The sequence below is a fragment of the Rhodococcus sp. NPDC049939 genome (assembly GCF_040656415.1).
Taxonomy (GTDB): Bacteria; Actinomycetota; Actinomycetes; order Mycobacteriales; family Mycobacteriaceae; genus Rhodococcus_F.
The window spans coordinates 83,494-105,020 of record NZ_JBFAMC010000005.1 but is presented as its reverse complement, the minus strand read 5'-3'; the positions used below and the strand labels follow the sequence as shown (position 1 = coordinate 105,020).

The 21,527-nt window shown below is 64.6% G+C and carries 17 protein-coding genes, 2 tRNA genes and 1 pseudogene; 9 read left to right on the top strand and 11 right to left on the bottom strand.

Translation table 11 applies throughout. The features are described 5' to 3' along the window. Positions 1-106: 106 nt before the first annotated feature. Positions 107-2,170 carry a TPM domain-containing protein gene (locus AB0I57_RS17390; RefSeq protein ID WP_358337824.1) on the bottom strand — a complete coding sequence of 688 codons (2,064 nt, stop codon included), beginning with the start codon at positions 2,168-2,170 and terminating at the stop codon, positions 107-109. A 146-nt stretch (positions 2,171-2,316) separates the two neighbouring features. On the opposite strand from AB0I57_RS17390, the gene AB0I57_RS17385 reads away from it, so the two are divergent. The 3 genes from AB0I57_RS17385 (at position 2,317) to dnaG (ending at position 6,266) form a co-directional block, all read left to right on the top strand. Beyond that, entirely contained in the window at positions 2,317-2,937 is a 621-nt protein-coding gene (locus AB0I57_RS17385; RefSeq protein WP_358338315.1) for a YdcF family protein, read from the top strand. 7 nt (positions 2,938-2,944) lie between these two features. Beyond that, on the top strand, positions 2,945-4,246 hold the full coding sequence (locus AB0I57_RS17380; RefSeq protein WP_358337822.1) for a deoxyguanosinetriphosphate triphosphohydrolase: 1,302 nt from the start codon (positions 2,945-2,947) through the stop codon (positions 4,244-4,246). Positions 4,247-4,346: 100 nt separating this feature from the next. Beyond that, on the top strand, positions 4,347-6,266 hold the full coding sequence (dnaG, locus tag AB0I57_RS17375) for a DNA primase (protein WP_358337819.1): 1,920 nt from the start codon (positions 4,347-4,349) through the stop codon (positions 6,264-6,266). 23 nt (positions 6,267-6,289) lie between these two features. Here the strand turns inward: dnaG and AB0I57_RS17370 are convergent, their stop codons facing one another. Then, positions 6,290-6,538: a hypothetical protein gene (locus AB0I57_RS17370; RefSeq protein ID WP_358337816.1), complete on the bottom strand. Its 249-nt coding sequence runs from the start codon at positions 6,536-6,538 to the stop codon at positions 6,290-6,292. Positions 6,539-6,676: 138 nt separating this feature from the next. Here AB0I57_RS17370 and AB0I57_RS17365 point away from each other — a divergent pair. Next, a tRNA-Asn gene (locus tag AB0I57_RS17365) sits at positions 6,677-6,749 on the top strand. Positions 6,750-7,476: 727 nt separating this feature from the next. Further along, positions 7,477-7,550 (top strand) — tRNA-Ile (locus tag AB0I57_RS17360). A gap of 80 nt (positions 7,551-7,630) precedes the next feature. Here the strand turns inward: AB0I57_RS17360 and AB0I57_RS17355 are convergent. The 3 genes from AB0I57_RS17355 to AB0I57_RS17345 form a co-directional block, all read right to left on the bottom strand. Continuing rightward, entirely contained in the window at positions 7,631-8,449 is an 819-nt protein-coding gene (locus tag AB0I57_RS17355; RefSeq protein WP_358337813.1) for a dienelactone hydrolase family protein, read from the bottom strand. A 33-nt stretch (positions 8,450-8,482) separates the two neighbouring features. Next, positions 8,483-9,514, bottom strand: coding sequence for a helix-turn-helix domain-containing protein (locus AB0I57_RS17350; RefSeq protein WP_358337810.1), 1,032 nt, complete (start codon positions 9,512-9,514; stop codon positions 8,483-8,485). A gap of 205 nt (positions 9,515-9,719) precedes the next feature. Further along, positions 9,720-11,015 (bottom strand): YncE family protein, encoded by a 1,296-nt coding sequence (locus AB0I57_RS17345; protein ID WP_358337807.1) that lies wholly within the window; start codon positions 11,013-11,015, stop codon positions 9,720-9,722. A gap of 246 nt (positions 11,016-11,261) precedes the next feature. Between AB0I57_RS17345 and AB0I57_RS17340 the strand changes: the two are divergent. Then, positions 11,262-11,469, top strand: a pseudogene (locus tag AB0I57_RS17340) (IS30 family transposase); the annotation flags it as partial. Positions 11,470-11,534: 65 nt separating this feature from the next. On the opposite strand, the gene AB0I57_RS17335 reads toward AB0I57_RS17340, so the two are convergent. Continuing rightward, positions 11,535-12,884, bottom strand: coding sequence for a YncE family protein (locus AB0I57_RS17335; RefSeq protein WP_358337804.1), 1,350 nt, complete (start codon positions 12,882-12,884; stop codon positions 11,535-11,537). Positions 12,885-13,265: 381 nt separating this feature from the next. Between AB0I57_RS17335 and AB0I57_RS17330 the strand changes: the two genes are divergently transcribed. From AB0I57_RS17330 to AB0I57_RS17320, 3 genes are all read left to right on the top strand, one after another. Beyond that, a complete protein-coding gene (locus AB0I57_RS17330) occupies positions 13,266-14,393 on the top strand; it encodes an NDMA-dependent alcohol dehydrogenase (RefSeq protein ID WP_358337801.1) in 1,128 nt (375 codons plus the stop codon). Between the two features lie 45 nt (positions 14,394-14,438). Continuing rightward, positions 14,439-15,254 carry a serine hydrolase domain-containing protein gene (locus AB0I57_RS17325; RefSeq protein ID WP_358337798.1) on the top strand — a complete coding sequence of 272 codons (816 nt, stop codon included), beginning with the start codon at positions 14,439-14,441 and terminating at the stop codon, positions 15,252-15,254. 139 nt (positions 15,255-15,393) lie between these two features. Beyond that, positions 15,394-15,903: a DUF3145 domain-containing protein gene (locus AB0I57_RS17320; protein WP_358337795.1), complete on the top strand. Its 510-nt coding sequence runs from the start codon at positions 15,394-15,396 to the stop codon at positions 15,901-15,903. A gap of 89 nt (positions 15,904-15,992) precedes the next feature. Here the strand turns inward: AB0I57_RS17320 and AB0I57_RS17315 are convergent, their stop codons facing one another. From AB0I57_RS17315 to AB0I57_RS17295, 5 genes are all read right to left on the bottom strand, one after another. Beyond that, positions 15,993-17,426: a carboxyl transferase domain-containing protein gene (locus tag AB0I57_RS17315; RefSeq protein ID WP_358337792.1), complete on the bottom strand. Its 1,434-nt coding sequence runs from the start codon at positions 17,424-17,426 to the stop codon at positions 15,993-15,995. An 81-nt stretch (positions 17,427-17,507) separates the two neighbouring features. Then, positions 17,508-18,758, bottom strand: a complete 1,251-nt coding sequence (locus tag AB0I57_RS17310; protein WP_358337788.1) for a KasA/KasB family beta-ketoacyl-ACP synthase — start codon at positions 18,756-18,758, stop codon at positions 17,508-17,510. 8 nt (positions 18,759-18,766) lie between these two features. Continuing rightward, positions 18,767-19,078: a meromycolate extension acyl carrier protein AcpM gene (gene acpM / locus AB0I57_RS17305; protein WP_358337785.1), complete on the bottom strand. Its 312-nt coding sequence runs from the start codon at positions 19,076-19,078 to the stop codon at positions 18,767-18,769. A gap of 104 nt (positions 19,079-19,182) precedes the next feature. Continuing rightward, a complete protein-coding gene (locus AB0I57_RS17300) occupies positions 19,183-20,100 on the bottom strand; it encodes an ACP S-malonyltransferase (protein ID WP_358337782.1) in 918 nt (305 codons plus the stop codon). Positions 20,101-20,227: 127 nt separating this feature from the next. Beyond that, a complete protein-coding gene (locus AB0I57_RS17295) occupies positions 20,228-21,502 on the bottom strand; it encodes a helix-turn-helix domain-containing protein (RefSeq protein ID WP_358337779.1) in 1,275 nt (424 codons plus the stop codon). Positions 21,503-21,527 lie beyond the last annotated feature (25 nt).

Here is a 21,527-nt window from a genome sequence, read left to right as displayed (position 1 = left end):
CCCTCGCCTGGTTACATGTACTGACCGGGACACGCTACCGCAAACGCAAGTTAGAGAGGCGAACTGGCGAACCAGCTGTGCGAGGTCTTGCGCCACAGGCAAGGCGTCAGAAGCGGCCGCCACCGCTGATCCGGCCGGAGCTGCTCGGTCCACCGAACGACCGCGGGACGCCGCCGAAGCCGCCGCCGCCCGAGCCTCGGCTTCCCCAGTTGCCGCCCCCGCTGAACCCGCCGCGCAAGATGCTGTCGATCACGATGCCGCCGAGGATCATCCCTGCGGCGTTGTTGCCTCCGCTTCCGGGCCCGGGGCGCTGGCGCGACTCCCACTGGCTGACGTCGTTGTGAGCAAGCCGCAAGGCGTCGGAAGCCAGGGCCGACGCGGCCTGCGCCTCCTGCAATGCGTGAGAGGGGTCGGTGTCGCGCAACTGCTGCGCGCTCGCGAGGTGACGCCGCGCCTCCGTCAGACGGGTGCGAGCCTCCGCGCCTACAACTCCACGGCGGGTGCCTATGAAGTCCGAAGCCGCAGTGACCTGCGATTGCGCACCCACAAGATCCCGTTCGAGGTGCTGCCGAGCGCGCTCGGCTTGCTGGTGCGATTCCTGAGCCTCGGCAAGGACGGCATCGAGATGGGCGTCGGCCTTGACGATCTGGGTGAAGCTCCCGAGTGGGTCGGTGTCCTGAGAGGCCCGCGCCGATTCCAGGGCAGCTTCGGCGGCCGCCCGGGCTTCGGCGAGTTTGGCACCGCCTTGTTCGGTGAACTTGGCGGCTGCGGCGATTCCGGCCTCCACGTCGGTCATCGCCGCCGGCAATGTGGCGATGGCGTGGCGAATGTCGTCCGCCGCGTGGTCAACTGCGTCGAGCAGACTTCTCGCCTGCTCGAGCGCGCCCTCAGCGGCGCGAATCGCCGAGACCGCCGGTCCCTGCTTACCGGGCGGCAGCGCGATCGCTTCCCGCCCCTCTGCCACGGACTGTTCCACGGAGTCGAGCCGCTCCTGCGCCATCGTCACATTGTCGGCGATGGAAGCAATTGCAGTGGAGGGGAATTCGGTCTGCAAAGTGGCGAGGGTCTGGGTGGAATCGGGAATACGCACGGTCAGCGCGACCATGTTCCTGGTGAGTGCGTCGAGCCGGTCGGGGGCGTTGATGAGCAGATCCCGGAGACCGTCGAACTCTTCGACCCGTTCGTTGAGTTCGCGATCCGCGCGGCCACACGAGGTAATGATGTCGACGAGCATCTCGCGTTGCTGCGCCGGAGTCTCGGGAATCGCGTCGTCGAGTCGTTGACGAATGGTGAACGCTGCTGCGAGTGCGGATTGTGCCTTCTCGAATGCCGCCGTGAACGTTTCAACGGTTTGGTCGCCGAATTCGTCCCTGGCCAAGTCGAGTTCCTCTTGGCTGGAGCGCAGCGCGTTGTCGGTCTCGACCAAGATCTCCTTGGCGCGTTCGTCCAAGGTGGGTAGTGGGAGGGCGAAGAGGCCGGCTTTGTCCTCGGGGTCGATGTTGCGGGCAGCTTCGATTCCGGCGAGGACTCGGTCTTGCTTCTTCTTGCGCGAATACAAGACGACTCCGCCTGCACCCACGATCACCACTGCGCCGCCGATCAGTAACGTTCGCACCGACATCCCGCCGCTCGAGCTCATCGCGCTGTTGAGCCCTTCTGCCGCAGCGATTGCGCCGCCCGCCCAGTCCTGCACTCGCAGTGCGGGTTCCACCGCATTCACCCGAATGGACTCGGCCTCGGAGGTGGTGACCCCCTGTCCGCCCGGCACGTCGAGTGCGTACGCGCGGTCGACGGTCGCGACGGCGAGTAGAGCGTCTCGGTCGCCGAAGGCGGACAGTTGCGCGGTCTGAGCTGCCCACGACTGGGCGTCGAGGCCACTGAAGTCGGAGACGTAGACCACCCACAACCGCACCCTGTGCTCGTCATAGAGGCGGTTGATCGCGGACTGAACGTCGCTCTGCTCGGTGGCGTCGAGGGCCCCGACTTCATCCGTGATCTGGCCGGGGAGTCGCAGCGGTGTTTCCGCCCAAGAGATGGCAGGCCCGAAGAGGATCGCTACGAGACCGAGGAGGGTGGTAACGGCGCCGAGGGCTGCCAATCTGTGAGCACCGGCAGCCTTCGGTCGCGGGCGGGACGACGGTATCTGCTCGAGGGCTGGTGCGAGTGCCATCTCGCAAATCTATCGGGTATGGCGAGTCTTCATGGGGCGGGAGTGGCGATAGCTGGCAGAATCGGGGAGTGAATTCCGCACCGAGGCGTGAACACCCCGACTTCGAGGGCCGTTCTTCCGGCACGTGGTCGGGGTTTCGGGGCGGGCTGGCCCGATGGACCCGCCGGGCGATTGCCGGCGCAATCCTGATCCCCGCTGTGCTAGTTGTGGGCACCGCGGTACGGGTGTGGCAGGTGGCTCGGATCGACGACCGATCGGCTGCCGATGCCATCGTCGTGCTCGGTGCCGCGCAATACTCGGGAACCCCCTCTTCGGTTTTCGAGGCTCGGCTCGAGCAGGCATACAAACTGTACGAAGACGGAGTCGCTCCCGAGATCATCACGGTCGGCGGTAAGCAACAGGGCGACGAGTACACCGAGGCCGCGTCGGGGAAGAACTACCTGATAGATCGTGGCGTGCCTGCAAACAGCATCACGGCGGTCCAGGAGGGGTCCGACACCCTGCTGAGTATCGAAGCCGTCAGTGAGGAGATGAAGGATCAGGGCATCAATTCAGCGGTTCTCGTCAGCGACCCCTGGCATTCGCTGCGGACCCGGACTATGGCACGCGATGCCGGCCTCGATGCCTGGACGGCGCCGACCCGGCAAGGGCCCGCGGTGTACACCCGTGAATCTCAGTTCCATGGAATCGCTCGGGAGACGGCAGCTTTGATCTGGTATCAGCTCACCCACTTCTCGGCCGACTTCCCTTATCCGACGGGGCAGTAACTTCTCGATGACAACACACACGACACCCCTCGGCGGTGTCTACACCGAAAACGACGTTGCCCGCCGCGTTCACGAGGCACCGAAACAGGCAGGGATACCCGAGGGTCGGGCTGCGGCCCCGCAGCACCGGTCGAACTTCTCCCGTGATCGTGCGCGCGTTCTGCATTCGGCCGCACTCCGCAGGCTTGCCGACAAGACACAGGTGGTGGGTCCCCGGGACGGCGACACCCCCCGCACCCGGTTGACGCATTCGATCGAGGTCGCGCAGATCGGTCGTGGAATCGCGGACGGGCTCGGTTGCGATCCCGATCTGGTCGACCTTGCGGGACTAGCCCACGACATCGGCCATCCACCCTACGGTCACAACGGTGAGAAGGCGCTCGACGAGGTTGCCGGGGACTGCGGTGGCTTCGAGGGAAACGCCCAGAATCTGCGCATCCTGTCGAGCCTGGAGCCGAAGGTGCTCTTCCCAGACGGCAGCAGTGCCGGGCTCAATCTGACTCGGGCCTCGTTGGACGCGGCGATCAAGTACCCGTGGACGAGGTCGGGGCCTGGTGTGAAGTTCGGCGCCTATGACGACGACGCCGACGTGCTGGCCTGGATTCGGCAAGGTGCACCCGAGGGCCGTCGATGCCTGGAGGCGCAGGTGATGGATTGGGCGGACGACGTCGCCTATTCCGTCCACGACGTCGAGGACGGTGTGATGGACGGGCGAATCGATCTGCGTTCGCTGGCCGACCCGGAGGATCGCCGGGCGCTCGCCGAGTTCGGTGCCGAGGAGTTCTGTGAACTCGACGTCGAGGAACTAGTCGAAGCAGGGCAGCGGTTGAGTCGCCTGCCGGTCGTAGCACTCGTGGAAGGAAACTACGACGGCGCGCTCGCGAGCTCGGTCGCGCTGAAGAACCTGACCAGCGAGTTGGTCGGGCGGTTCGCGAACGCAGCGATCGTCGGAACTCGTGCCGTCCATGGCGACAGGCCGCTCGCCCGCTACAGCGCGGACTTGGTGATCCCACCGGTCGTCGCAGCCGAGGTGGCGTTGCTCAAGACCTTTGCGCTGGACTACGTGATGTCCGATCCGGTGCACAGGGCAAGGCAGGAGCGTCAGCGCGAACGGGTGCACCGGGTAGCCGAGTGGCTGCTAGCGACCGCTCCCGCCGGTCTCGACCCACTGTTTGTTCCTACCTGGCACTCGGCGGTCGACGACGCCGCACGCGTTCGAGTGGTGGTCGACCAGATCGCCTCCTACACCGAGAGCCGGCTCGAACGGGTGGACAAGGCCAGCCTGGGTGCCCAGGCCAGTTGGGGCTAGGTGCTGGTCACGAGCGAGCCCACCGCGCGACGAAGACCCGACGAACCCCTGTCCGTGAGTCGGAAGTCCGGGCGCGCAGATAGCGCCTACACTATCTGCCGTGGCTGGCAGAATCCCCGATCGTGACATTGCGGCCATTCGTGAGCACACTCGAATCGAAGACATCGTGGGGGAGTACGTTTCCCTGAAGCGAGTCGGCGGTGACTCCATGAAGGGGCTGTGTCCCTTCCACGACGAGAAGTCGCCGTCGTTCCACGTCCGGCCCAACCACGGGCACTACCACTGCTTCGGGTGCGGAGAGGGTGGAGACGTCTACTCGTTCCTCCAGAAGATCGATCACATCAGCTTCGTGGAGGCCGTCGAGCAGCTCGCCGATCGGTTGCAATACACCATCTCGTACGAGGGCGGCGGCACGTCGGTGCAGCGAGATCGGGGCACCCGCGCACGTCTTGTGGCGGCCAATGCGGCCGCTCAGGCTTTCTACGCGGCCCGGCTGCAGGAACCCGACGCCCAGGCGGCGCGCGACTATCTGGCCGAACGCAATTTCGATGCTCAGGCCGCCGAGAAATTCGGTTGCGGATACGCGCCCGACGGCTGGGACACCCTCACCAAGCATCTGCTGGGCAAGGGCTTCGACGTCAAGGAACTCGAGGCCGCAGGGCTGTCGAAGGCAGGGCGCCGCGGCCACATCGATCGTTTTCATCGGCGATTGCTGTGGCCCATCCGCAACCTGGCCGGCGACGTCATCGGCTTCGGCGCGCGCAAGTTGTTCGATGACGACACCATGCCCGGAAAGTACGTCAATACTCCGGAAACAATGCTGTACAAGAAGTCCCAGGTGCTGTTCGGGCTCGATCTTGCCAAGCGGGAGATCGCGAAGGGGCATCAGGCCGTGGTCGTCGAGGGATACACCGACGTCATGGCCATGCACCAGGCGGGAGTCAAGACCGCCGTAGCAGCTTGCGGCACCGCATTCGGCGACGACCACCTGGCCTTGTTGCGCCGACTGTTGATGGACGACAGCTACTTTCGTGGCGAGATCATTTACACCTTCGACGGCGATTCGGCTGGTCAGGCCGCAGCGATGAAGGCGTTCGAGGGTGATCAGAAGATGGCCGGGCAAACTTTCGTGGCCATTGCGCCGGAGGGGATGGATCCCTGTGAACTCCGGCAGAAGTCCGGGGACGTCGCCGTTCGTGACTTGGTGGCGCGCCGCGTCCCGATGTTCGAATTCGTGGTCAAGTCGATGCTGGCCGAGCACGATCTAGAGACCGCCGAAGGCCGCGTCGAAGCCCTCCGACGTGCGGTGCCCGTCGTCGCGCGGATCAAGGAACCGACGCTGCGTGACAGCTACGCGGTCCAACTGTCCGGCTGGGTCGGTTGGGACGAGATTGCGGCGGTGCGTCAGCGTGTGCGGGAGGAGGCGCGCAAGCGTGCCTCCACGCGTGGTTCGATGCCGCCGCCGCCGAAGAAGAAGGCAGCACGAGTCGACGAAAGCGACGCCCCTCAGTTGCCGGTGGGGCTGTCGCGGCCCCGGCCGAACGATCCGACACTCTGGGCTCAGCGTGAGGCACTCAAGGGCGCATTGCAGTACCCATCGATCGCTGGAACCGTGTTCGACTCACTGCCGGTAGAGACATTCACCCACCCCGCATACATTGTGATCCGAGAGTCGATGATCGCCGCCGGCGGCGCCAGCGCCGGTCTCGGTGGTGTCGATTGGGTCGACGCCGTCAGCCGGGGGGTCGAGGACGTCACTGCGGCGTCACTCGTGTCGGAACTCGCGGTCGAGCCGCTACCTGCTGAAGAAGACACCATCCCCCGGTACATTTCCGGCGTGATCGCACGCCTTCAAGAGGTGTGGGTGGGTGAGCAGGTCGCTGAACTCAAGTCCAAGTTGCAGCGGATCTCACCTGCGGCGGAGTCTGAGGAGTTCCACTCCTTGCTCGGCGACCTCGTCGCCCTCGAACAGTATCGGCGGGGACTACTCGACCAGGCGATCGGCGACACCAACCCGTGATGGGGTAGCGGGCCCCTGCGTGGCTATTTCTTCTTCAGCTGATCCTGGGGAACGAGGACGGTCGTTTTCTCGTCGAGTGGTTTCATCGGCTCGAGCTTGGGTTGCGGATTCAGGGAGTCGGACAGCTTTTGGCGCGACACTTGCACCAGCTTTTTTGTAGCGGGGCTGTTCGCCACAGCCTTGGATGCCCGGCTGATCTGTTCGTAGCGCCCACGTCCCGCCTTAGCACCCAGCACGTACCCAGCAGCGACACCGATCAACAACCGCATCATTTCCGCTTCCTCCCGACGCACGACAACCTACTCCCATCCTGCCCGATGCGTCGATAGGCAGGCGATTTGGCATTGGGGTAGGGCTATGCGCTACAGTTTCTCTCGCATCGCCGGGCACGGCGATGCGCAGCAAGACAATCCCCTGTAGCTCAATTGGCAGAGCTTCCGACTGTTAATCGGACGGTTGCTGGTTCGAGTCCAGCCGGGGGAGCAGAATGTTGTGGCAGGTTTGCGGCCCTTTCAGGCATTGGTCTGGAGGGGCCGTTTCCTGTTTCCCCGCGCGCTGAGGTGGGTCAGTCGGGTTCGGCCTCGAACCCCAAGCTGAACCCAACTGACCGGTTTCTTGTACTTGCCTCCACAACGAGAGCGTCGACCGTCCCAGCCAGTGACGGCTCCACGGAGAACTGGTCACACCGGCGCGTCCCGTCTCGAAGCGATCACCCAGTGCGGCGTCACGAACCAACCCACTATGTCCCTCGCAGAGCCAACGAAGGGCTTGGCGTATGCGAAATCCTCGGATTCCTAGAACGTTTCATTGCTCGAGAAACGTTTGAGGCACTGCAAGGTTGAAACTGAGGCAGTCTCACCCGCCACCTCCGAGGAACTCTCGCAAGCGGTTTGACGCATATCCGCTGGGGTGGCGCGATGCGCACGTAAGTGTCGTGCCGGAGCATTGGTGACGAACCATGAACGTACACAACGGTAACGATGGAGGGCAGGTATGAGGTGGTGGTACGGAAGAAGCGTCGCATCGCTGAGGACTGCAACCTGCTTGTGGAGCCGGCGGTGGTCGAACCAGTCCACGCATTCGACGCGGCGGACGCGGTGTCGGCACGCTCCACCGGCGAATGGCGAGCAATACCTTCCCTCCCGACTACGCGCCGGTGGAGGCGGCGCGGTAACATCGGCACGCCGCACGAGCGAGTGTGCGCGGTGATGGGGCGGTAGCTCAGTCGGTTAGAGCCGTGGACTCATAATCCATTGGTCGCGGGTTCGAGCCCCGCCCGCCCCACGTCAGAGCCCATTTCCGAATCCTCGGGGCGGGCCCCTCATCGTCGATCAGTATCGGGGCGCGAAGCCCGGGTCGTTCTCTCAGCCCGTCAGACGTTCGCCCAGGAACGCCAGGATCTCGTCCCGTGCCGCGACGGTGGGCTGCCCGGCCTCATCGATCAGATGCGCGGTGACGACACTGTGCGGGCTCGCGATCACGTGCTCGAAGAACGGCGATGTCTCGGTGTTCGCGGCACTGTCCGGCAGCACCCGCGCGACGAACCGATCGCCGAGCGCCTGCTCGTACGCCGCGAACCGCTGTGCGCGACAGAACTTGTCACCGGAGAACCGGTAGGCCGGCACCGTCAGGTCCTCCTCGTCCAGGCGTTTACGCACCAAGGCGAGTTCCTCGGGGGTGCTGTCGATTCCGTCCGGATCGTCCAGCGGCAGCGACGGCTGTGAGAGCACCGGCGCCAGCATCGCAGGCTCGAGCATCATCGACAGTGCGAAGTTGCCCGTGAAACACATACCGATCGCGCCCACACCCGGGCCTCCGCACTCGTCGTGTGCGAATCGCGCGAGCGCGCGTAGCCAGCGCACCGCCGGGCTGCTCCCGTTCCTGCCGAGCGCCCGGAACTCGGCGCTCATGCAGGCCCGGCGCAGCACCGCCACACCCTCCTCGACGCGTGGGACGGCGCCGTCACGACCGAACAGCGACGGCAGGTAGACGGTGAACCCGGCGTCACGCACCCACCGCACGAACCGTGCGACGTGGGGGCTGATCCCGGGCATCTCCGGCATGACGATCACGCCCGGACCACGTCCGGCAACGTAGACCGCCTTCGCGACACCGTCCAGCTCGATTGTCCTTCGCTCGAAATCGTCGAGCGGATCGTCCTCGTTCAGGCTTCGATCGGGCACCGTTGTCCTCCCTGACTGGTCTTTCGTGTCCGGTCAGTCTGTCGGGCGCCCGTCTTCGAGTAGAGAGGCGATATCGCCACCTTTTGTGGTCGTCTCGCCACGAAACTGCCTTCGATACTCCGCGGGACCGACGCCGACCTGATTCGCGAACAGGCGCCGGAACGTTCCGGTGTCCCGGTAGCCGACGCGTTCGACGATGCGTCCCACTGACAGGTCGGTGGTTTCGAGGAGGTTCCGCGCCGCACGCACCCTTGCACGCCGGAGGAAGTCGAGAGGCGTCTGTCCGGTCTCGGCGCTGAAGCGGCGCAGCATCGTTCGAGTACTGACGTGGAACGCACCCGCCAACCGATTCAGGTCGTAGGGTTCCGCGAGGTGCTCCACCAGCCAGGCGCCCACGTCGTCCGCGAACGGCGCCCTCGCGGTCGGCAGCATCGAGTCGACGATGTACGGTGCCTGGCTCGTCCGGTTCTCGGCCACGAGGGCGATCCGGGCGGTGGCGCGGGCGATGTCGTCGCCGAGGTGCTCCCGTACGAGCGCGGACGCGAGATCGAGTGCCGCACTGAACGCCGCGGTGGTGGTAATCGGTCCGTCCGTAACCGCCAACGCCTCGCGGCACACGGTCGTCCGGGGATACCGTCGGCCCAGGCGCGCCGCGAACAACCACGACGTGGTGCATCTGCGCCCGTCGAGGAGGCCGGCTTCCCCCAGAAGGAACGCGCCGACGCACACCGATGCGATGCGGGTTCCCCGGTCGGCGGCAGACTCGAGGAACACCGTCTCATGACGCCTGGCGGTCAGCCGCGGGTCGAGATCCTCGGACGGCACGAGTTCGAATCCCGGCACCACGATCTGATCGAAACGGTGATGCCAACGACGGACGCCGATCGGGAACCCACCAGCCGCCGGGACCGGGTCGGCCGACGCCGCGATCACCGACACCCGGAACGGATCCATCGATGCAGCACCCGTCTCGCGCGCAACACGATTGGCGATGCGAAGTAGGTCGGTGAATACGAAGATCTCCGCCGCCAGGCAGCCTTCGTACGCCAGTACCCCGATCCGCACAGCTCGGGCCTCCTCTCAATCGGCCGAAGATAGTGCAAAGCGCCCGGCCGGGGATCCCGACCGGGCGCTCGAGGAGCAACGCAGATGCTCAGGCGTCACGCTTGCTCACCAGGAAGACGCTGGCGCCGAAGATGATTGCGACGAAGGCAGCGAAATGGAGCGGCGCATCTCGTTCTTCGAGGTGGGGCGGTCGTCGTCTCAGGGTCTACGAACCCCAGGACTCGAGCGATCCCAGGGACCCGGTCGGCGGTGTGTCGGTGATCTCGAGGACGACGGGCAGGTTGGCGTCGTCGCCGATGCCGTTGCCGGCGGTGACGGTGAACTCGAATTGTCCTGCGGTGGTGGGGGTGCCGGACAGAACGCCATCGCCGCTGAGGGTCAGCCCGTCGGGCAGGGTACCCAGGGTGAGCTTGGTGACAGGGGCGGGCTGCCCTGTGAGGGTGAAGGCGTACTCGTAGGGCTGCCCGACCGCTCCGGCCGGGGGTGTGCCGACTACGGTCGGTGCCTGGTCGATCGCGATCACCGACACCGTGTCGTCCGACCAGTTGTTGATGTAGGCGTGGGTGCCGTCGGGGGTGATCGCCACCCCGGACGGGCCGTTGCCGACGTCGATGGTGGTGGTGACTTTGTTGGTGGTGGTGTCGATCACCGACACGGTGTCGTCGTCGTTGTTGGTCACGTAGGCGTGGGTGCCGTCGGGGGTGATCGCCACCGCGCCCGGGTAGTCGCCGACGGCGATGGTGGTGGTGACTTTGTTGGTGGTGGTGTCGATCACCGACACGGTGTCGTCACGCCGGTTGGTGACGTAGGCGCGGGTGCCGGTGATCGCCACCCCGCGCGGGAAGTCGCCGACGGCGATGGTGCTGGTGACTTTGTTGGTGGCGGTGTCGATCACCGACACCACGTCGTTCGGCCCATCGGTGACATAGGCGCGGGTGCCGTCCCGGGTGATCGTCGCCCCGGTTGCCGTACCCCCGACGGCGATGGTGGTGGTGACTTTGTTGGTGGCGGTGTCGATCACCGACACCGTGCCGCCTTCGTTGGTGACATAGGCGCGGGTGCCGTCCCGGGTGATCGCCACCCCGGACGGCTCTTTGCCGACGTCGACGGTGGTGGTGACCTTGTTGGTGGTGGTGTCGATCACCGACACCGTGCCGTCGTCGTTGTTGGTCACGTAGGCGCGGGTGCCGGTGATCGCCACCGCGCGCGGGTAGTCGCCGACGGCGATGGTGGTGGTGACCTTGTTGGTGGTGGTGTCGATCACCGACACCGTCTCGCCGCGGAAGTTGGTGACGTAGGCGCGGGTGCCGTCGGGGGTGATCGCCACCCCGGACGGGTCGTCGCCGACGTCGATGGTGTCGATGACGGTATCGGCATGCGCCACCGGTGCGGCTGTGAGCATCAGCCCCGCCGACAGGGCGGCGACTATCCCCGCCGTGCGCCGTCGCCGGGTGCGGATCCCGCCTCCAGGGCGGGGCAAGTCAATCGTGTTGTAAGGCATCGTGATCTGGCTCCTTCGACCTATGAGGAGATACGGATGGCACGGCACCTCTGCGGCTGCCCCCACAGAGCGAAAACAGAAACCGTATGGTCCCCCGTGCAAGGAGCAGACTATACGGGATGGGGGTAGGGGTACACCCCATCGACACGCCCCGTTTGGGCACGAACGCGCCTGGCCCCGCGACCACCGGGTATCGCTTTCAGCTGATGAGCTCGAGGCATTGAGCCGGCAGTTCCTTGCCGCCTCTGCGATCCGGCATCGCAGTGCCAACGGGGATCGAGCGAGAACACCAACGGCATGCTGTGCCAGTACTTTTCCAGGGGCGTCGATCTGTCCGTGTACGGGTCGGAGGATTTCGAGTACGTCGACTCGGGAACTCAACGGCCGTCCACGCAAGACGCTCGGCTGGGACTCTCCAGCCGAGCGCCTGCGTGATCTACTGACCCCCAACTAGACCGACAGGTGTTGCGTCGACACTTGTAGCCGCCGGATGAGGTGGGGGCGTCGTCGTCTCAGGATCTACGACCCCAGGGACACGAGCGATCCCAAGGCCCCGAGCAACCCCAAGGGTCCGAGCAGTCCCAAGGACCCGTCCGATGGCTCCTCGGTGATGTCGAGGACGACGGGCAGGTTGGCGTCGTCGCCGATGCCGTTGCCGGCGGTGACGGTGAACTCGAATTGTCCTGCGGTGGTGGGGGTACCGGACAGAACACCATCACCACTGAGGGTCAGCCCGTCGGGCAGGGTACCCAGGGTGAGCTTGGTGACAGGGGCGGGCTGCCCGGTGAGGGTGAAGGCGTATTCGTAGGGCTGTCCGACAGCACCGGCCGGGGGTGTGCCGGCCACGGTCGGTGCCCGCTCGATCGCGATCACCGACACCGTGTCGCCGCCTTCGTTGGTGACGTAGGCGCGGGTGCCGTCGTGTGTGATCGCCACCCCGGACGGATTGCCGCCGACGTCGATAGTGCCGGTCACTGTGCCGGTGATGGTGTCGATCACCGACACCGTGTTGGCGGAGTCGGTGACGTAGGCGCGGGTGCCTTCTGGGTTGATCGCCACGTCGTTCGGCCCACCATCGACGTCGATGGTGCCGGTCACTGTGCCGGTGATGGTGTCGATTACCGACACCGCGTCGTAGCTGGCGACGTAGGCACTGGTGCCGTCCTGGTTGATCGCCACTCCGTTCGGCGCCCCGGGGACCGGGACCGTGGTCTTGACGGTGTTGCTTGCAGTCTCGATCACCGACACCGAATTGTCGCCCTCGTTGGTGACGTAAGCGTGGGTACCGTCTGGGGTCATCTCCACGTCGTACGGGTAGAGCCCGACGTCAATGGTGTCGGTGACGGTCCTGGTGGCGGTGTCGATCACCGACACTGTGTGGTCGAGGCGGTGGGTGACGTAGGCGCGGGTTCCGTCGGGGGTGATCGACATTGTGAACGGGAAGGGGTCGACGTCGATGGTGTCGGTGACGGTGTCGGTAGCGGTGTCGATCACTGAAAGGGTGTCGTCGGAAGTATTGGCGACGTAGGCGCGGGTTCCGTCAGTGGTGATCGTGACCCCGTACGGCCCGCCGCCGACCTCGATTGTGCCGGTGACGGTGTCGGTGATGGTGTCGATCACCGAAACCCTTCTGGCGTAGGGGTTCGTGACATAGGCGTGGGTTCCGTCCGGGGTGATCGCAACCTCGAACGACTCCCCGCCGACCGGGATCGTGGTCTCGACGGTGTCGGCCTGCGCCACCGGGGCGGCCGTGAGCGTGAGTCCCGCGGCGAGGGTGGCGACGAATCCCGCCGTGCGCCGTCGTCGGATTCGGGGGCCTGCTCCGGCGTCACGCCCAGAGAAAAACAGGTCAATAGCGTTGTGAGGCATCGTGATCGGACTCCTTCGACCAAAGAGGAGATGGATATGCACGACATCTCTGCGGGCGCACCGCCCGCAGGGCACAAACAAGAAACCGACTGGTCTCCCTCGCCGGTGCGGACTATACGGGAATTGCGGACAACCTATCCGGATCGACACGACCCGCCGGGGCGCGGACCCGCCTGGTCCCGCAACTGTGCGCAGCCATCAACTCGTGATGAAGCACGACCGTTCGTCGTCACTCATCCGATCCATGGTTTCCGGGACGTTCCCGAGTAGCGGTTCCGGATTCCTCCGACGCGATTCGGTAGAACATGTTCCAATCCAGACCGTTTGTGTCTATGGTCACATCAGCAGACATGCAGACATGACTGAAGGGTTGGAAGTCACATGAAGACCAAAGGTGCGATCCTGTGGGGCCTGAACGAACCGTGGTCGGTCGAGGAAATCGAGATCGGTGAACCAGTTGCGGGTGAGGTTCAGATTCGCATGGAAGCCGCCGGAATGTGCCACTCCGACCATCACATCGTCACAGGGGCGACGCCCATGCCATCCTTCCCGGTGATGGGTGGCCACGAAGGGTCCGGAGTGATCACGAAGGTGGGTCCCGAGGTGAAAGACCTCGAGGTCGGCGATCACGTGGTGCTCTCGTACGTCCCCGCCTGTGGCAGGTGTCCGGCGTGTTCGGCAGGACACCAGAACCTGTGTGATCTCGGCATGGGGTTGCTGAACGGTTTGGCCATCAGTGACGGCACGTTCCGAATCCATGCGCGCGGTGAGAACGTGATCCCGATGTGCCTGCTCGGTACGTTCTCGCCGTACATGGTCGTGCACGAGACCTCGGTCGTGAAGATCGACAAAGACGTCCCATTCGAAGTCGCCGCTCTAGTCGGCTGCGGCGTACCCACCGGTTGGGGTTCGGCGACGCGAATGGCCGAAGTGAAGCCGGGCGAGTCTGTCGTGATCATGGGTGTCGGCGGCGTCGGAATGAGTGCGCTGCAGGGCGCGGTTGCGTCCGGGGCCCGCCAGATCTTTGCCATCGACCCTGTGCCGTGGAAGCGGGAGCAGGCGTTGAAGTTCGGGGCTACGCATGCCTTCGAGAGCGCCGCCGCCGCAATCGAGCCGATCATGTCTCTTACGAATGGTCTGATGGCACAGAAGTCGATCATCACGGTCGGGGAGATGCACGGCGAATATGTCGAAGAGGCCATGCTGCTCACCAGCAAGTTCGGCATCTGCGTCGTCACCGCCATGGGTTCGATGACCGACATGGACGTCAAGTTGAACCTGTTCCTTTTCTCCATGCTGCAGAAGGATCTGAAGGGCACCATCTTCGGTGGTGGAAATGCTCGGGTAGAGATCCCGAACCTGCTGGCCATGTACAAGTCCGGACAGTTGAACCTCGACGACATGGTCACTCGTACATACAACCTGGAGGGCATCAACGACGGGTACCAGGACATGCTCGACGGCAAGAACATTCGCGGCGTCGTCCGGTACACCGAAGCAGACTGGTGAGGACTCGCTGAAGCTCACCGCCGCCGGCCCTCGTAGTCTGACTTGGTGCAGAGTCTAGAGCGGATTGCCGGGTGGCCGGTGGACAACGCGGCGGCGGTGGTTCTGTCGCGTGAGGACGGAGTCATCGGTGAGTACGGCGACCAGCAGCGTGTTTTCCCGCTGGCGTCGGTGACGAAGCTGCTGTGCGCTTACGCCGTCCTGGTGGCAGCCGAGGAAGGCGCCGTCGAGCTCGACCAACCTGCTGGTCCCGAAGGCTCGACCGTACGGCATCTGCTGGCACACGCGTCGGGGCTCGCGTTCGGCGTCAACCGTGTGCAGACGGCGCCCGGACTCAAGCGGATCTACTCGAGTGCGGGCTACGAGGTGCTCGCCGACTTCCTTGTGGCCGAGACGTCGATCGAATTCGCCGACTATCTCGCCGAAGCTGTCTTCACGCCGCTTTCGATGGGTGCGTCGGCGCTGGTGGGTCCAGCTGGTCACGGCGCACGATCCTCGGCGAGCGATCTCGGCCGTTTCGTTGCTGAACTGTTCAATCCGGCGCTCATTTCGTCTCGGATGTTCGCGGATGCCACATCGGTACAATTTCCCGGTCTGGCCGGGATTCTGCCCGGATACGGCTCCCAGCGTCCGAACGACTGGGGCCTTGGCTTCGAGATTCGCTCGGCGAAGAGTCCGCATTGGACGGGCCTACGTAATTCGTCGCAGACCTTCGGTCATTTCGGCCAGTCGGGCACGTTCCTGTGGGTCGATCCGGTTGCCGGCCTGGCATGTGTCACGCTGACGGACCGGGAGTTCGGCGACTGGGCAAAACCACTATGGACCGAGTTGAGCGACGGTATTCTCGCGGAACGCCAGGAATGATCTCAGGTTTATTTCACACTGATTTCTTCAAATCACTGGCGCAACACATGTAACACAAGGCACACTGTCAACCGAGCCTGCTGACTGCATCGCTCGAGGTCGTTGGGGAAGACGTCCCTCGTCGAAGCAGGAGGCTCGAGTGCAAGCATTGAATCAGTTCGCGGACGCGACGACTGGTGTTGCATACATCCACTCGTCGCCGTCTGCGCTGTGCCCCCATATCGAATGGGCACTTACTTCGGCCTTGAATTGCCGGGCCAACCTCAAGTGGACCTCGCAGCCGGCCTCTGCCGGCGTCATGCGAGCGACCACGAATTGGGCAGGCCCTGTCGGGACAGCTGCGAGGCTGGTCAACGCCCTCCGCCCGTGGCCGATGTTGCGCTTCGAGATCACCGAGGACGCCAGCGACGGTGTTGACGGCGAAAGGTACAGCTACGTTCCCGGAATGGGCCTTTGGCGCGGCTCGACGAGCGCCAACGGTGACGTCATTCTCGGCGAGATGCGCCTGAGGGCGCTGATGCAGGCAGAAGGCGATATCGCGACTGAAATCGACAACGCGCTCGGAACCGCCTGGGACGAGGCCCTGGAGCCCTTCCGTAGCGGCGGCGAAGGCGCTGAGGTCACCTGGTTGCGTCGAGACGTTGGCTGACTAGCGGATCCGCTCATCCTTCGGCGGCCGCGGTGCCGCCGAAGTCGAGAGCCCCGTTGTGAAGGCGTTCCCAGCGGGACGCAGATCGATCACAGCGGAATGTTCTTGTGATTGCCACGTCGAGCGGGTGCTGCTGCGAGAGCGGCGGCTACGACGCTGCGAGTCTTCGACGGGTCGATTTCCTCGTCCACCACGCCGATTGCGACGGCGCGGTCGACTCCGCCGGCGATGCTCTCGTGCTCGACTGCGAGACGTTCGTGCAGCGCCTCACGTTCTTCTTCGGGTGCGGCCGCGAGGGCGCGCTTGTGCAGGATGCCGACGGCGGCCTTGGCGCCCATCACGGCGACCTCGGCACCGGGCCAAGCGTAGACAGCGGTGGCGCCGAGAGCGCGGGAGTTCATGGCGATATAGGCGCCGCCGTATATCTTTCGGGTCACGACGGTGACGCGAGGAACTGTGGCTTCGGCGAATGCATGGAGCAGCTTGGCCCCGCGGCGAACCACGCCTTCCCATTCCATGCTTACGCCGGGCAGGTATCCGGGGACGTCCACGAGTACCACGAGTGGAATCCCGAACGCGTTGCACAGGCGGACGAAGCGAGCCGACTTCTCGGCACTCTCGGAGTTGAGGCAACCCCCGAGCCGGAGCGGGTTGTTGGCGATCACGCCGACGGTGCGACCGCCGAGGCGACCGAGACCGGTGACGATGCTGCGGGCGTAGTTACCCTGCAGTTCTTCGAAACTCGACTCGCCTTCGACGTTGTCGAGCAGTTCGTGGACGATCGGGCGCACATCGTAGGCACGCTTGGCCGACTCAGGCATGAGGGCACGGAGATCGGTGTCGCCGTGCTGTGCGGCAGACTGGTTGAATTCGCCCTGTTCGCAGAACATCGATACCAGTCGGCGTGCCCGATGCAGCGCGTCGTCCTCATCGTGGGCGGCGATGTGCGCGACGCCCGACTTCTTGGAGTGGGTGTCAGGACCGCCGAGCGACAGCATGTCGACCTGCTCGCCCGTGACGCTGCGGACCACGTCGGGTCCGGTTACGAAGACACGGGCTTCGGGAGCCATGATGACGATATCGGTCAGTGCGGGTCCGTATGCCGCACCGCCGGCGGCGAATCCGAGGACGACGGAAATCTGCGGGATGCGACCGGACGCACGGACCATGGCCTCGAAGACCATGCCGACAGCGTGCAGTGCCTCAACTCCTTCGGCGAGACGAGCGCCGCCCGAGTGCCAGAGCCCGACGATGGGGGCGTCCTCCTCTAGGGCAATGTCGATCGCCGCCACGATGTGCTTGCAACCCTCGACGCCCATTGCGCCACCCATGACGGTGGCATCGGAGCAGTAGGCGATCGTGCGGACACCGTCGATGTTGCCGACCGCGGCCAGAACACCGGACTTGTCACGCGGGTGGAGTGGGGCGACAGTTCCGGCGTCGAATAGCTTGGCCAGGCGGGCAAGGGGATCGCGCGGGTCGATCGACGAATCAGACTTTGTCGAAGGTGCCAGGATTGTCATCGCGTCCTCCATGTAGCGGGCTATCGATGGGTGGAGACCTCAATGCAGGGGCCCCCACCCCCGATCTAGGACGACCGGCTGTCAGGCTCGGCCGAAGGCGAGCGCGACATTGTGCCCACCGAAACCAAACGAGTTGTTGATCGCGAAATCGACCTCGCCGTATCGGGCTTCGCCCTTGACGACATCCAGATCGATCTCTGGATCCTGATTGTCGAGATTCAGCGTGGGCGGAATTGCTCCGTCACGCAGAGTCAGGACCGTGACTACCGCCTCGAGCGCCCCTACGGCACCGATCGAATGCCCCAACGCGGACTTCGGTGCGTATACCGAGGCATGGTTGCCGACGGCAACGTTGATGGCGTTCGCCTCCGCTGTGTCACCGATAGGAGTAGCTGTGGCGTGCGCGTTGATGTGCTGGATGTCCTTCTTGGTCAGTCCAGCACTTTCGATTGCCCTCGTCATGGCCCGCGCAGCGCCGGCCCCAGAGGGATCAGGCGCGACGATGTGGAAGCCGTCGGAGGTGATGCCCGCGCCCATTACCCGAGCGTGGATCGTGGCACCGCGAGCCTTGGCGTGCTCCTCGGTCTCGAGAACCATCAAGGCACCGGCCTCACCGAACACGAAGCCGTCGCGATCCCTGTCGAAGGGTCGTGACGCCGCCTTCGGATCATCGTTGCGTGTACTCAACGCGCGCATCATGGCGAAGCTTGCGATTGGCACGGAGTCGAGGAACCCCTCGACACCGCCTGCGACGATGATGTCGGCATCACCCATGATGAGCATGCGGTAGGCATGGGCAATGGCCTCCGAACCCGAAGAGCAGGCCGAGACCGGAGTGATCACCCCGGCGCGCGCTCCGAGCTCGAGCCCAACCGTGGCCGACGGCCCATTGGGCATCACCATCTGAACGGCGAAGGGTGACACCTTGCGGTATCCACCCTTCTTCATGTTGTCCACGGCCTCGATGAGGGCTTCCCCACCACCGAGGCCGGTGCCGATCACGACGCCGAGACGGTCGCCGTCGACTTCCGGCTTACCGGCGTTCTCCCAGACCTGACGGCCCAGAACGAGCGCCAACCGTTCGACGAAACTCATCCGGCGGATCTCGACCCGCTTCAGGAACTCGTCGGGGGACACCTTGAGGTGGCCACCGATCTTCACCGGCAGTTCGTTCTTAGTGACGAACGGATCGTGAAGGGTGTCGATGCCGCTCTCTCCGGCCAACAGGCCCTTCCACGTGCCATCCACGTCACCGGCGATCGACGTCGTGGCCGCGAGGCTGGTGACGACGATGTTGGGGAATTGTTTCCCACTGGGCGAGGCGGAAGTCACGGTTGGGCTCACTCCTCTTCGTTCTTGGCTGCTTCGAGCTTGGCCTTGACAGCCTCGGCCTCTTCGCCACCCTCGGCTTCGAGCTTCTGGATGTAGGCCACGGCGTCACCGACTGTGCGCAGTCCGGCGAGATCCTCGTCGGGGATCTTCACGCCATACTTGTCCTCAGTCTGGACGGCGATCTCAACCATCGAGAGGGAGTCGATGTCGAGGTCGTCGACGAAGGACTTTTCGATGGTCACCTCGGACGGCTCAATGCCGGTGACCTCCTCGATGATTTCGGCGAGTCCGGCGATGATGTCTTCCTGGGTGGCGGCCACTGAGTGGCTCCCTTCTTGTTCGTTGGAGATGTATCTGGAGTTGTACGTGCACGTCCCACCGGACGCGCTTGCAGTCTGCGCGCACCAGCGGTACGCGCAGAAAACTAGCCGAGTCGTGCCGGTTCGGCCAGTGCGGAGAGATCCCCAGGGGTCTGGAGTGCCAGAGTGGGCGTACCGCGCATTTCACGCTTGGCGATACCGACCAAGGTTCCGGCTGGTGGAAGCTCCGCTATCGCGGAGACCTGAGCGGCCCGCAGGCTCGCGGTGCACAGGTCCCACCGCACAGGTCGGGTGACCTGCGCGGCAAGTTTAGTCAGTGTGTCGGCGCCGGACGTGACCGGCGCGCCGTCGTAATTGGACAGCAATGTGCGAGTGGGTTCGTTGGGTGTGATCTTGGAAGCGGCCTCGCTGACCGCTTCCTGGGCTGGAGCCATGAACCGGGTGTGGAATGCACCCGCGACAGGGAGAGGGCGGATCCGCGCCCGCTCCGGAGGGTTGGCCGCCAGTTCTTCGAGTGCCGACAGCAGACCTGCCGCGACGATCTGGCCCGCTGCGTTGCGGTTGGCGGCCTCGAGGCCGAGTTCTTCGAGGCGGGCTAGTACGACGGCCTCGTCGCCGCCGAGGACTGCGGACATGCCCGTTGGTTCCAGTGCGCAGGCCTTGGCCATCTCCGCTCCCCGCACGGCGGCGAGGGCGACGGCGTCGTCGGTCGACAGGACGCCGGCGACGGCGGCAGCGGCGAGTTCACCGACCGAGTGTCCGGCGGCGATGGTGTCCGCTGGAATCAGGCCGTGCGCATCGAGTTCTTCGAAGGCGAGCAACGCTGTCGCAACGACCAGAGGCTGAGTGACCGACGTGTCGGTGATCTCCTCGGCTGTAGCAGTTGTACCGAGCCGGATGAGGTCGAGGCGAGCAGCCTTCGACCACAGCGCGACGCGATCTTGCGTACCCGGCAGCTCCAACCATGGGATGAGCATGCCGGGAGTCTGAGAGCCCTGACCCGGGGCAAGCAACGAAATCACTCTTCAAGAGAACACCGTGGAAGGCGTGCTGCGAGATGCCGTGACGAATGAACCTTTGTGAGCGGAATTGTTGGGTTCCCACAAAATTGCACGTCGGGTGATCGCATCGGATCGGGCCACACTTTCGTTACAGGCCGACTTCTCCAAATGGGAAGGGTGGGACTGGTGTTAAACTAGTTATGGTTCCGTGATGAGAATGTGTTAATCGCCCCACAGTCGCGGCCACTCGGAGGACGTAAGCATCCCGTGGGTTCGTAGGATCGCGGCCGGTGACTTCTGCGATTCGCTTGAGTCGGTATCGCACTGTATTTGGATGAACAAACAGCTGCCGGGCGCAAGTCTCAACCGCACCTCCACAGTCCAAATACGCGTCCAGAGTGTCTGTGAGCACGCCTCCCGCAGCCGCGAGCGGGGCGACCAGATGATCATTCAGTGCGGTCACCGCAGCGTTGTCCCCGATGAGTGCACGCTCGGGGAGCAGTTCAGCGGCATGAACGGGTCGAGGTGCACCCCGCCAGCCCGCGACCGCCTGCATCCCGGCGAGTGCCTCGACAGCACTGATGTGGGCGGCACCCAGCGTTGGTGTGGTCGGGCCGATGACCACCGGCTCGTCCGCGAACTTGTCGATCAGGTCGGTCATGAATTTCGAGTCGCCCTGCCCGTTTTGAAGCTTGCCGCTGACGACCATGACGAGGCGCGAACCTTGCACGACGGCCAGAGCGGCACGGCCGTGCTTCTGCGCGATGGTGTGGACAGTGCTGACCACCGAGACCCGTTCGTCTTCAGGTGGTGTACCAACTATCACGGTCGCAGGCGCAGTGGCGTCCCAATTGAGGGTTGCCGCGCGCGAAAGCATGTCGGAACCGGTGTCCCCCCGGACCACGGCGTCGACGACGAGGGCCTCGAGCCTGGTGTCCCAGGCGCCGCGGGACTCTGCCGCACTGGCGTACGCGGAGGCGGCGGCGAACCCGAGTTCGCGCCCGTAGCGCAGCACGGCTTCGGTGAGCGCGGTCAGTTGCTGTTCGTTTCGCGCCAGTGCGGGAAGCCACTGCTCGAAGAACTCCATCGCGACCCGGACCATGTCGACGGTCTGGCGGAGCGTGAGTCTACGAGCCAGGTCCTCCGGAATCACTTGGAAGGCGTCGAGGCTGAAGAGGATGTCGCTGTCATCCGGGTCCTTGAGCCACTCCAGGAAGTTGACGACGGCCGTCTGGACCACCAGTTGCACGTTGGAGCGTTGGGCAGCGTCGAGGTCGCCGAAGAATGGCAGCTGCTCCTGCATTGTCGTCACTGCCTCGGTCGAGAGGCGTCCGGAGAACTGCTTGACCCGACGTAGCAGTGCATCCGGCAACGGGTCCCTGGGTTGTCGGCTTCGGGAGTCCATCGGGCTCTGCTCGACCATGTTCAAGAACCTACGCCCACCCCGC

Coding starts and splice junctions, on each gene's coding strand:
- AB0I57_RS17330 (WP_358337801.1), top strand. CDS start 13,266: ATGAAGACCAAAGGTGCGATCCTGTGGGGCCTGAACGAACCGTGGTCG.
- AB0I57_RS17370 (WP_358337816.1), bottom strand. CDS start 6,538: ATGATGCGGTTGTTGATCGGTGTCGCTGCTGGGTACGTGCTGGGTGCT.
- AB0I57_RS17315 (WP_358337792.1), bottom strand. CDS start 17,426: ATGACAATCCTGGCACCTTCGACAAAGTCTGATTCGTCGATCGACCCG.
- AB0I57_RS17380 (WP_358337822.1), top strand. CDS start 2,945: ATGACAACACACACGACACCCCTCGGCGGTGTCTACACCGAAAACGAC.
- AB0I57_RS17390 (WP_358337824.1), bottom strand. CDS start 2,170: ATGGCACTCGCACCAGCCCTCGAGCAGATACCGTCGTCCCGCCCGCGA.
- AB0I57_RS17295 (WP_358337779.1), bottom strand. CDS start 21,502: ATGGTCGAGCAGAGCCCGATGGACTCCCGAAGCCGACAACCCAGGGAC.
- AB0I57_RS17345 (WP_358337807.1), bottom strand. CDS start 11,015: ATGCCTTACAACACGATTGACTTGCCCCGCCCTGGAGGCGGGATCCGC.
- AB0I57_RS17335 (WP_358337804.1), bottom strand. CDS start 12,884: ATGCCTCACAACGCTATTGACCTGTTTTTCTCTGGGCGTGACGCCGGA.